General features: G+C 75.6%; 1 pseudogene. It reads right to left on the bottom strand.

The features are described from left to right. Positions 1-430 (bottom strand): annotated as a pseudogene (locus tag C667_RS23960) (TolC family protein); the annotation flags it as partial.

Raw genomic sequence — 430 nt, 5'->3', positions numbered from 1 at the left:
CGCGCGCGTACATCGACGCGGCGCCGCCGAGTTCGCCGCTGGCGCGGGCGCGGGCGTCCTCGCGCCGGGCCTCGGCCGCCATCAGCAGGTACTCGGCCTCGCGCTCGCGCGCGCGGCGGCTGGATTGCTGCAGCGGGATCATCACCTCGAACATCACGTCCCAGGACGACTTGCCTTCGTCGGGACGGTTGTTGGTCACACCGACGGCGAAGTCGGGCAGGCGGTCCTGGTAGGTGCGTTCGCGTTCGGCGCGGGCGAGGTCGATGCCGTTGGCCGCGACCTGCACTTCGGGGTTGGCGCTCGCCAGCGCCTCGACCAGCGCGGCCGCCTCCAGGGGTTCGGGCAGCGGATCGGGGTCGGCCGGGGGCGCCAGCGGCGCGTCGTGCGCGCGCCCGAGCAGGCCGTTGAGGCCCGCCGCCAGGCCCTGGCG

Source organism: Thauera phenylacetica B4P, assembly GCF_000310225.1.
In the GTDB taxonomy this organism is placed as follows: Bacteria; Pseudomonadota; Gammaproteobacteria; order Burkholderiales; family Rhodocyclaceae; genus Thauera; species Thauera phenylacetica.
The sequence above is the reverse complement of the archived record's forward strand: the minus strand, read 5'-3'. Positions and strand labels throughout refer to the sequence as shown.